8 protein-coding genes are annotated in these 10,000 nt (G+C 62.2%); 6 read left to right on the top strand and 2 right to left on the bottom strand.

All coding sequences use genetic code 11. The annotated features are described in order from the left end of the window. Window positions 1–121, top strand: a 121-nt coding sequence (locus tag G7025_RS26305; protein ID WP_141228961.1) for a transposase, incomplete at its 5' end; no start/stop codon positions are given. Between the two features lie 54 nt (window positions 122–175). Here the strand turns inward: G7025_RS26305 and G7025_RS26310 are convergent. Both G7025_RS26310 and G7025_RS26315 read right to left on the bottom strand, forming a co-directional pair. Then, the gene (locus G7025_RS26310) at window positions 176–3,451 is read right to left on the bottom strand and encodes a PAS domain S-box protein (protein ID WP_181081911.1); all 3,276 of its coding nucleotides are present in this window, start codon (window positions 3,449–3,451) and stop codon (window positions 176–178) included. 70 nt (window positions 3,452–3,521) lie between these two features. Continuing rightward, window positions 3,522–4,412 (bottom strand): LysR family transcriptional regulator, encoded by an 891-nt coding sequence (locus G7025_RS26315; RefSeq protein WP_181081912.1) that lies wholly within the window; start codon window positions 4,410–4,412, stop codon window positions 3,522–3,524. A 139-nt stretch (window positions 4,413–4,551) separates the two neighbouring features. Here G7025_RS26315 and leuC point away from each other — a divergent pair, with 139 nt between their 5' ends. The 5 genes from leuC (at window position 4,552) to asd (ending at window position 9,829) form a co-directional block, all read left to right on the top strand. Then, window positions 4,552–5,970, top strand: a complete 1,419-nt coding sequence (leuC, locus tag G7025_RS26320) for a 3-isopropylmalate dehydratase large subunit (protein WP_181081913.1) — start codon at window positions 4,552–4,554, stop codon at window positions 5,968–5,970. A 10-nt stretch (window positions 5,971–5,980) separates the two neighbouring features. Further along, window positions 5,981–6,625 (top strand): 3-isopropylmalate dehydratase small subunit, encoded by a 645-nt coding sequence (gene leuD / locus G7025_RS26325; protein WP_034099174.1) that lies wholly within the window; start codon window positions 5,981–5,983, stop codon window positions 6,623–6,625. 127 nt (window positions 6,626–6,752) lie between these two features. Continuing rightward, the gene (locus G7025_RS26330; protein ID WP_181081914.1) at window positions 6,753–7,517 is read left to right on the top strand and encodes a class I SAM-dependent methyltransferase; all 765 of its coding nucleotides are present in this window, start codon (window positions 6,753–6,755) and stop codon (window positions 7,515–7,517) included. Window positions 7,518–7,569: 52 nt separating this feature from the next. Next, window positions 7,570–8,652, top strand: a complete 1,083-nt coding sequence (gene leuB, locus G7025_RS26335; RefSeq protein WP_181081915.1) for a 3-isopropylmalate dehydrogenase — start codon at window positions 7,570–7,572, stop codon at window positions 8,650–8,652. A 64-nt stretch (window positions 8,653–8,716) separates the two neighbouring features. Beyond that, window positions 8,717–9,829, top strand: coding sequence for an aspartate-semialdehyde dehydrogenase (gene asd, locus G7025_RS26340; RefSeq protein WP_181081916.1), 1,113 nt, complete (start codon window positions 8,717–8,719; stop codon window positions 9,827–9,829). The last annotated feature ends 171 nt before the right edge of the window (window positions 9,830–10,000 follow it).

Here is a 10,000-nt window from a genome sequence, read left to right on the forward strand (position 1 = left end):
CACCGGTCAGTTGGAAGGAATAAACAATCGAATAAAGGTCATCAAACGAATGGCGTACGGTTACCGGGACAGCGAATTCTTTTTCATGAAGATCAAGAGCGTCTTTCCCGGCAATCCGTGAAGAACCTTATTTAAGTGGTTGCTGTTGTTTAAAGTTCGGCGGGCGTCTGCGTCATTATAAGAGTGCCGTAAACCCTTCGATCGGCAACGGTCGGCTGTGCAGGTACCCCTGGTATAAATGGCAGCCCAGTTTTTGCAGGAACGCCAGTTGCTCAGGGGTTTCCACGCCTTCGGCAATCACCTCCAGATTCAAGCTGCGGGCCATGGCCACAATGGCGCGGATGATTTCGGCATCGTTGGGGTCGTGGGTCGCGTCGCGCACGAACGATTGGTCGATTTTCAGCGCGTCCACCGGCAAGCGCTTGAGGTAGGTCAGCGACGAGTAGCCGGTGCCGAAGTCATCCATGGCAAAGCTCACGCCGAGTTTCTTCAGGCGGCGCATCTTGCTGATGGTGTCGTCCAGGTTCTGAATCACGATGCCTTCGGTGATTTCCAGCTTCAGCAGGCTGCAGGGCAGGGCATGCTGCAGCAGGCTGCGCTCCACTCGCTCGACGAAGTCGTTCTGGCGGAACTGCCTGGGGCTTATGTTCACGCACAGGCTGAAATTCAACGGGTCGATCTTGCCTTCCTGAAGCAATTGCCCAAACGCCGCGCAGGCCTCATCGAGAATCCAGGTGCCGACTTCCAGGATCAGGCCGCTGTCTTCCAGCACTTTGATAAATTCCGCCGGCGACTGCGCGCCCAGTTGCGGGTGTTGCCAGCGCACCAGCGCTTCGGCGCCGACGATTGTGTTGCCGCGCGCGTCAACCTGGGGCTGGTAGTGCACGCTGAACTCGCCACGTGACAGGGCCAGGCGCAGGTCGGTTTCCATGCGCAGGCGTTCGCTGGCGGTCCTTTGCATGCTGTTGTGAAACATCTGAGTGGTGTTGCGGCCCGAGTCCTTGGCGCGGTACAGGGCGATGTCGGCACGCTTGAGTAAATCGGCCGGCGTGGAACCGTGATCGGGAATCAACGCCACGCCCATGCTTGGCGTGACCTGCAGGCGGTGACCATCCAGAAACATCGGCTCTGAGAGCAGCTCGCGCAGCGTGTTGGCCAGGCCCTGCACCTGGCGGCTGACCTCCAGGCGCGACCCCTCCAGGCCGCTGAGCAGCACCACGAACTCATCGCCGCCCAGGCGCGCCACCGTGTCTTCCATGCGCACGCTGGCCTCAAGGCGCGCCGTGACGATTTTCAGCACGGTGTCGCCCACCGGATGGCCGAGCGAGTCGTTGATGTGTTTGAAGTGATCCAGGTCCAGGAACAGCAGCGCGCCGCGCAGGTTGTGGCGCTTGAGCAAGGCAATCTGCTGGCTGAGACGGTCCATCAGCAGCGCGCGGTTGGGCAGGTTGGTCAGCGGGTCGTGATAAGCCAAGTGACGAATCTGCGCCTGGGCGTTTTTCAACAGGCTGACGTCCCGCGCCGTCAGCAGCAGGCACGGGATTTCATTCAAAGTGATGGGCTCCACCGAGACTTCCACGGCCAGCAACTCGCCGCGCTTGTTGCGCCAGAGCATCTCCAGGTGGTTGATGCGGCCCTTTATCTGCAGTTCGGCCAGCAGCGCCGAGCGCTGGTTGTCATCGGCCCAGATGCCGATCTGGTAGAGGGTCAGGCCGATGGCTTCTTCGGATCGGTAGCCGGTCAGGCGGCAGAAGCCATCGTTGACTTCCACGTAGCGGCCGGTGTCGCGCTCGGTGATCGAGATCGCGTCCGGGCTGGAATGAAATGCCTTGGCGAATTTCTCTTCGCTGGCTTTCAGGGCGGCCTCCGAACGTTGCTGCTGAGTGATGTCGCGCAAGGTCGTAACAATGCACGGTTGATCGCCCACTTTGATCAGGCGGCTGGAAATCACACAGGTCAGGTTGCGGCCGTCCTTATGCCGGGCCACTACGGCCACATTATTCAGGGCTTTCTCCCGAATCACCCGCTCGATTCTGCCGACGCGCTGGCTGGCGTCGTCCCACAGGCCGATCTGGTCGGCGTTCTTGTCGAGCACCTCGGCGGCGGTCCAGCCGAAGGTTTGGGTAAAGGCCGGGTTGATCTCGATAAACACGCCGCTGTCCTGGCTGGTTACGCAGATCGGGTCGGGGCTGGCCTGGAACAGGCTGGCGAATTTTTCTTCGGAGGCGCTCAGGCGTTGTTCGCGTTCGACCTGGTCGGTGATGTCCAGCAGGGTCCCGGCCATGCGCAGTGGCGCACCCTGGTCGTCGCGGTACAGGCGGGCGCGGCTTTCCAGGTAACGCGAGCTGCCGTCCTCCATGGGCACGCGGTAGGTCAGTTGATAGCTGCCGGCCGGGCCTTCGCGCAGGGTACGGTAAGCGTGGCGCATGTTGTCGCGCTCTTCCTCGGGCATGCCCTCGAAGAACGCGTCGAAGGATTCATGGAAGGGCTCCGGCGGCAGGCCGTGCAGTTGGGCGGCGCGGGCCGAACCGTAGAGCATGCCGCTGGGGATGTGCCAGTCCCAGGTGCCGAGTTGCGCGGAGTCCAGGGCCAGGTCGAGGCGTTCCTGGCTGTCTTTGAGGGCTTGCTCGGCGTTCTTGCGTTCGGTGGTGTCGAGAAAGGTGCTGATCAGGTACGCCTCGCCTTCGAGCTCGACTTTTTGCGCGCTGAGCGTGCCGTCATGGACTTGGCCGTTGCTGGCGCAGAATTGCACCTCCATGGTGATGGGCTGGCCTTTGCGCTGGGTGGCTTTGACCAGTTGCGCGCGTTGTGCGGGATGGCGCCACAGGCCCAATTCCAGGGTGGTGCGGCCGAGCGCCTCGGCGAGAGGCCAGCCGAAGAGCATCTCGAAATATTGGTTGGCTTCGCTGATCAGGCCGTCGGCCTGGCGGGTCAGCAGCACCATATTCGGACACAGGTGGAACAGCGTGGCGAAGCGCTTTTCGGAGTGCCTGAGGGCACGTTCGCGCTCGCGCTGCTCAGTGATCTCGCGGATCACGCCGATCATGCGGCGACGTCCGGCTTTGTCCGGCAGCAGGCTACCGTTGACTTCCAGCCAATGGTACGTGCCATCGGGCCATTGGATGCGGTGGTGCATGGCCTGTTCGAACGGCTCGCCCGCCAGCACCGCATGAAAAGCGCGCACCACGCGGGCGCGGTCGGCCGGGTCCAGCAGTTCGAGGTAGTCCAGGTCCTTGGGCAAGGGCTGGCGTGGATCGAAACCGAACAGCGCCTGGGTGCCCCGTGACCAACTGATACGCCCGCTGTCGATGTCCCAGCACCAGGCGCCCAATCGCGCGGCGTTCAGCGCGGCCAGCAGTTGCGGGGCGCTGTCCCAGCTTTGTTCGGCCTCGCGAGGGTCGAGGGCGTAGATGCGAGGCAGCGGTGGCACGGAATCGACGGGGGTGCGCATTATCAAAGGGCCTTGGCTCACTCATGGGCAAACAGCGCGGCTTGACTTCAGGAAACCGGGACGCACAGGCTCATGCCGGTTGCCCCGGCAATTCGACCTGTGCATCCAACAGGCTCATAAAAGCCCGCGCAGCGTTCGACAGCGTCCTTTCGGTGTGCACGATATAGCCTAGCTGGCGACTGAGCTGTATGCCCGGCAAAGCGACACTGGCCACCTGGTCGTCGAGCATGGTGCGCGGCAGCACGCTCCAGGCCAGGCCGATGGATACCATCATCTTGATGGTTTCCAGGTAGTTGGTGCTCATCGCGATATTCGGGGTAAGCCCCTGGGCCTCGAACAGCCGGCTGACGATATGGTGGGTAAACGTGTTGCCGCCGGGGAACACCGCAGGGTGGCCGGCAATATCGGCCAGGCTCACACGGCCATGGCCGGCCAGGCTGTGTTCCGGCGCGACCACGAAATCCAGTGGGTCGTCCCACACCGGGGTGGCACTTACCAGGTGATGAGGATCGGGCGCCAGGGTGATCACCGCCACTTCAGCGCGGCCATGCAGGATTTCTTCGTAGGCCACTTCCGAATCCAGAAACTGAATATCCAGCGCCACATTAGGAAATTGCCGGGTAAACGTGCGCAGCACCGGGGGCAAGCGATGCAGTCCGATGTGGTGGCTGGTGGCGAGGGTAAGCCGTCCGCTGACTTCGCCGTTGAGGTTGGTGAGGGCACGGCGGGTGTCGTCCAGCACATTGAGGATTTGATACGCGCGCGGTAGCAGGGCGCGTCCGGCTTCGGTCAGGCCGACCTCGCGCCCCAGGCGATCGAACAATCGTACGTTGAGCTGCTGCTCCAGGCCGGCAATGCGCTTGCTGATGGCCGGCTGCGTCAGGTGCAGGCGCTCACCGGCCCCGGAAAAGCTGCCGGTTTCAGCGATGGCAATGAAAGCGTTGAGGTTGGCCAGGTCCATTGTCGTATTCCAGTTGGTAATCCAAAGCATAAAAAATATGAATTTGAGTTATTTAATGTAGCGCCATACCATCAGCCTCACAAGCCAAAGGGTTATTGAAAAGCCCGGCGTATGAAATACCGCTGATGAGGACCGACTGATGGCCGGCAAAACGCTTTACGACAAGCTTTGGGATTCCCATGAAGTGAAACGGCGCGATGACGGGTCGTCGCTGATCTACATCGACCGTCACATCATCCATGAAGTGACCTCGCCTCAAGCGTTCGAAGGCCTGCGACTGGCCGGGCGCAAGCCTTGGCGCGTCGACTCCATCATTGCTACCCCGGACCACAACGTACCGACCACTCCAGAGCGCAAGGGCGGCATCGAAGCGATCGCCGACCAGGTGTCGCGCCTGCAGGTGCAGACGCTCGACGATTACTGCGATGAATATGGCATCACCGAATTCAAGATGAATGACGTGCGTCAAGGCATCGTGCACGTGATCGGCCCGGAGCAGGGCGCCACCTTGCCGGGCATGACCGTGGTCTGCGGCGACTCGCACACCTCCACCCACGGTGCATTCGGCGCCCTGGCCCATGGCATCGGCACCTCCGAGGTGGAACATGTGTTCGCGACCCAGTGCCTGGTCGCCAAAAAGATGAAGAACATGCTGGTACGCGTCGAAGGCACCTTGCCGTTCGGCGTGACCGCCAAGGACATCGTCCTCGCGGTGATCGGCAAGATCGGCACCGCCGGCGGTAACGGCCACGCCATCGAGTTCGCCGGCAGCGCGATTCGCGATTTGTCCATCGAAGGCCGCATGACCATCTGCAACATGTCCATCGAAGCCGGTGCGCGTGTGGGCATGGTGGCGGCGGATGAGAAGACCGTTGAATACGTCAAAGGTCGTCCATTCGCACCGCAGGGCGCCGATTGGGACGCTGCGGTCGAAGCCTGGAAGGACCTGGTGTCCGATGCCGATGCGGTGTTCGACACCGTGGTTGAACTCGACGCTGCCCAGATCAAGCCGCAAGTCAGCTGGGGCACTTCGCCGGAAATGGTGCTGGCCGTCGACCAGAACGTGCCGGACCCGGCGCAGGAAGCCGATCTGGTCAAGCGTGGTTCCATCGAGCGCGCCTTGAAGTACATGGGTTTGAAGGCCAACCAGGCGATCACCGACATCCAGCTGGACCGCGTGTTTATCGGTTCCTGCACCAACTCGCGGATCGAAGACCTGCGCGCCGCGGCGGTGATCGCCAAAGGCCGCAAAGTAGCTTCGACCATCAAGCAAGCCATCGTGGTGCCGGGCTCGGGCCTGGTCAAAGCGCAAGCCGAGGCCGAGGGCCTGGACAAGATCTTCCTCGAAGCCGGTTTCGAGTGGCGTGAACCGGGCTGCTCGATGTGCCTGGCGATGAACCCGGACCGTTTGGAATCCGGCGAGCATTGCGCGTCCACCTCCAACCGTAACTTCGAAGGGCGCCAGGGCGCCGGTGGGCGAACCCACCTGGTCAGCCCGGCCATGGCCGCTGCGGCTGCCGTCAACGGTCGTTTCATCGACGTTCGCGAATTGATCTGAGGAATACCCGATGCGAGCTTTTACCCAACACACCGGTCTTGTCGCACCGTTGGACCGTGCCAACGTCGACACTGACCAGATCATCCCCAAGCAATTCCTGAAGTCGATCAAGCGCACCGGCTTCGGCCCTAACCTGTTTGACGAGTGGCGTTACCTGGACGTGGGCTACGCCTATCAGGACAACTCCAAGCGCCCGCTCAACAAGGATTTCGTGCTCAACGCCGAGCGTTACCAAGGCGCCAGTGTATTGCTGGCCCGGGAAAACTTCGGTTGCGGCTCCAGCCGTGAACACGCGCCGTGGGCGCTGGAAGAATACGGCTTTCGCAGCATCATCGCGCCTAGCTTTGCCGACATCTTCTTCAACAACAGCTTCAAGAACGGCCTGTTGCCGATCATCCTGAGCGACGCCGAGGTGGACGAGCTGTTCCAGCAAGTGGAAGCCACTGTGGGCTACCAGTTGACCGTAGACCTGGCCGCGCAGACCGTGACCCGTCCGGACGGCAAGGTGTACCACTTTGAAGTGGATGCCTTCCGCAAACACTGCCTGCTCAATGGCCTGGACGATATCGGCCTGACCTTGCAGGACGGCGATGCGATTGCGGCGTTCGAAGCCAAACACCGGGCCAGCCAGCCTTGGTTGTTTCGTGACGCGTAAATTGATGTAGGCAGGACCGCCGCCATCGGGGGCAAGCCCCCTCCCACAGGGGCCCGCATTCCAAATGTGGGAGGGGGCTTGCCCCCGATGAGGCCAGTGTTAACAACACAAATCCAGGGGAAACACCATGAACGCCACCGCCCACACCCAAGTCGTGCAAAAACAATTCGGCGAACAGGCCTCGGCCTACCTGAGCAGTGCCGTGCACGCCCAGGGCACAGAATTCGCGCTGCTCCAGGCCGAGCTGGCGGGGCAGGGCAGTGCACGACTGCTGGACTTGGGCTGCGGTGCCGGTCATGTGAGTTTCCATGTGGCGCCATTGGTCAAGGAAGTCGTGGCCTACGACCTGTCCCAGCAGATGCTCGACGTAGTGGCTGGCGCCGCGCAGGATCGCGGTCTCACCAATATCAGCACGGTAAACGGCGCCGCCGAGCGCCTGCCGTTTGCCGACGGCGAGTTCGATTTTGTATTCAGCCGCTATTCGGCTCACCACTGGAGCGACCTGGGCCTGGCCCTGCGCGAAGTGCGCCGGGTGCTCAAGCCGGGCGGCGTGGCGGCCTTTATCGATGTGTTGTCACCCGGCAGCCCGTTGCTGGACACTTACCTGCAAACCGTCGAAGTGCTGCGCGACACCAGCCATGTGCGCGATTACTCTGGCGCTGAGTGGATGCGCCAGCTCAGCGAAGCCGGCTTGCACGTGCGCAACAGCAGCCGCCAGCGTCTGCGCCTGGAATACACCTCCTGGGTCGAGCGCATGCGTACACCGCCGGCGTTGCGCGCGGCGATCCTTGAGTTACAGCAGGCGATGGGCCAGGAAGTGCGCGATTACTACGAGATTCAGGCCGACGGCACTTTCAGCACCGACGTGCTGGTGGTCTGGGCCGAACGCTGATTAATTTTCCCGACCCGCCCGCGGGCAGGTCGCTCGATGAAATGAGGAACCCATGAGCAAGCAGATTCTGATTCTCCCTGGCGACGGTATTGGTCCGGAAATCATGGCCGAAGCGGTCAAGGTCCTGGAGCTTGCCAACAGCAAGTACAGCCTGGGCTTCGAATTGAGTCACGACGTGATCGGCGGCGCTGCCATCGACAAGCACGGCGTGCCCCTGGCCGACGAAACCCTGGACCGCGCCCGCGCCGCCGATGCCGTGCTGCTGGGCGCCGTGGGTGGCCCGAAGTGGGACAAGATCGAGCGTGATATCCGCCCTGAGCGCGGCCTGCTGAAAATCCGCGCGCAACTGGGCCTGTTCGGCAATCTGCGCCCGGCGATCCTCTATCCGCAGTTGGCCGATGCGTCGAGCCTCAAGCCGGAGGTGGTGTCGGGCCTGGACATCCTGATCGTACGCGAGCTGACCGGTGGTATCTATTTCGGCGCGCCACGCGGTGTGCGCGAGCTGGAAAATGGCGAGCGCCAGGCCTATGACACCCTGCCGTACAGCGAGAGCGAAATCCGCCGTATCGCCCGTGTCGGTTTCGACATGGCCCGCGTACGCGGCAAGAAGGTCTGCTCGGTGGACAAGGCCAACGTCCTGGCTTCCAGCCAACTGTGGCGCGAGATCGTCGAGGAAGTGGCCAAGGACTACCCGGACGTCGAACTGAGCCATATGTACGTCGACAACGCGGCGATGCAGCTGGTACGCGCGCCCAAGCAGTTCGACGTCATCGTCACCGACAACCTGTTCGGCGACATCCTGTCCGACCAGGCCTCGATGCTCACCGGTTCCATCGGCATGCTGCCCTCGGCGTCCCTGGATACCCACAATAAGGGCATGTACGAGCCGTGCCACGGTTCGGCGCCGGACATCGCCGGGCAGGGCATTGCCAACCCGTTGGCGACTATTCTGTCGGTGTCGATGATGCTGCGTTACAGCTTCAACCTGAGCGACGCGGCGGATGCCATCGAGAAGGCCGTGAGCCTGGTGCTGGACCAGGGCCTGCGCACCGGCGACATCTGGTCGCAGGGTTGCACCCGGGTCGGTACGCAAGAAATGGGCGACGCAGTAGTCGCCGCGCTGCGGAATCTGTAATCTCTCGGGCCCGCTTGCAGTTGTTGCTGCAAGGCGGCCCACTTTTTAACAAGGTGTAGTTGCGATGAAACGTGTAGGTCTGATCGGTTGGCGCGGTATGGTCGGTTCCGTGCTCATGCAGCGGATGCTGGAAGAGCAGGATTTCGATCTTATTGAGCCGGTGTTTTTCACCACGTCGAACGTGGGTGGCCAAGGGCCGTCCGTGGGCAAGGACATTGCTCCGCTCAAGGATGCCTACAGCATTGACGAGCTCAAGACCCTCGACGTGATCCTGACCTGCCAGGGTGGCGACTACACCAGCGAAGTGTTCCCCAAGCTGCGCGAAGCCGGCTGGCAGGGTTACTGGATCGATGCCGCCTCGAGCCTGCGCATGCAGGATGACGCGGTGATTATCCTCGACCCGGTCAACCGCAAGGTCATCGACCAGCAACTGGACGCCGGCACCAAGAACTACGTCGGCGGCAACTGCACCGTCAGCCTGATGCTGATGGGCCTGGGCGGCCTGTTCGAAGCCGGGCTGGTCGAGTGGATGAGCGCCATGACCTATCAGGCCGCTTCCGGCGCCGGCGCGCAGAACATGCGCGAGCTGATCAAGCAGATGGGCGCGACCCACGCGGCTGTCGCCGATCAATTGGCCGACCCGGCCAGCGCGATCCTCGACATCGACCGCCGCGTGGCCGAAGCCATGCGCAGCGATGCTTACCCGACCGAGAACTTCGGTGTGCCTTTGGCCGGCAGCCTGATCCCGTGGATCGACAAGGAACTGCCGAACGGCCAGAGCCGTGAAGAATGGAAGGCCCAGGCCGAGACCAACAAGATCCTTGGTCGCTTCAAGAGTCCGATCCCGGTCGACGGTATCTGCGTGCGCATCGGCGCCATGCGTTGCCACAGCCAGGCGCTGACCATCAAACTGAACAAAGACGTGCCGATCGCCGATATCGAATCGTTGATCAGCCAGCACAACCCATGGGTCAAGCTGGTGCCGAACAACCGCGAGATCAGCATGCAGGAGCTGAGCCCGACCAAGGTCACCGGCACCCTGAACGTGCCGGTGGGCCGTCTGCGCAAGCTGAACATGGGCACCCAGTACCTGGGCGCGTTCACCGTCGGCGACCAGCTGCTGTGGGGCGCGGCCGAACCGCTGCGTCGCATGTTGCGGATTCTGCTGGAGCGTTGATCGCCTGAGGCGTTAAGAGAAACCCGCGTTCTGGTGACAGGCGCGGGTTTTTTGTTGTGCGTTCGGGCGCTATCGGGGCAAGCCCCCTCCCACAGTGGAATGTATTCACAATTCAAAGGTGGGAGGGGGCTTGCCCCCGATAGCGCCATCCGCCCCACCACACCCCCACAC

The organism is Pseudomonas lurida, from assembly GCF_013522705.1.
GTDB lineage: Bacteria > Pseudomonadota > Gammaproteobacteria > Pseudomonadales > Pseudomonadaceae > Aquipseudomonas > Aquipseudomonas quebecensis.

Excerpts from the sequence above, each read along its gene's own strand:
- G7025_RS26310 (WP_181081911.1), bottom strand. The coding sequence starts at position 3,451 with ATGCGCACCCCCGTCGATTCCGTGCCACCGCTGCCTCGCATCTACGCC.
- G7025_RS26315 (WP_181081912.1), bottom strand. The coding sequence starts at position 4,412 with ATGGACCTGGCCAACCTCAACGCTTTCATTGCCATCGCTGAAACCGGC.
- leuC (WP_181081913.1), top strand. The coding sequence starts at position 4,552 with ATGGCCGGCAAAACGCTTTACGACAAGCTTTGGGATTCCCATGAAGTG.
- leuD (WP_034099174.1), top strand. The coding sequence starts at position 5,981 with ATGCGAGCTTTTACCCAACACACCGGTCTTGTCGCACCGTTGGACCGT.
- G7025_RS26330 (WP_181081914.1), top strand. The coding sequence starts at position 6,753 with ATGAACGCCACCGCCCACACCCAAGTCGTGCAAAAACAATTCGGCGAA.
- leuB (WP_181081915.1), top strand. The coding sequence starts at position 7,570 with ATGAGCAAGCAGATTCTGATTCTCCCTGGCGACGGTATTGGTCCGGAA.
- asd (WP_181081916.1), top strand. The coding sequence starts at position 8,717 with ATGAAACGTGTAGGTCTGATCGGTTGGCGCGGTATGGTCGGTTCCGTG.